The sequence below is a fragment of the Stieleria tagensis genome (assembly GCF_024129865.1).
GTDB classification, from domain to species: Bacteria; Planctomycetota; Planctomycetia; order Pirellulales; family Pirellulaceae; genus Stieleria; species Stieleria tagensis.
This window is the reverse complement of record NZ_JAMYFE010000125.1, coordinates 38,086-38,305: the sequence shown is the minus strand read 5'-3', so window position 1 is coordinate 38,305 and position 220 is coordinate 38,086.

Sequence of the window (220 nt, the reverse complement as noted above, 5' to 3'; positions counted from 1 at the left end):
TCAGACCTTCGCTGCATCCCCCGCCCCCACTGAACCCTTGGCGGGATCAGCTACGACCATCGCGGGCAACCGTAGCTGGACCGGCCACGGTTCAGACCTTCCCCTGCATCCCCGATCCCACTGAACCCTTGGCGGGATCCGCTACGACCATCGCCGGCAACCGTAGCTGGACCGGCCACGGTTCAGACCTTCCCTGCCTTCCCCGATCCCACTGAACCCT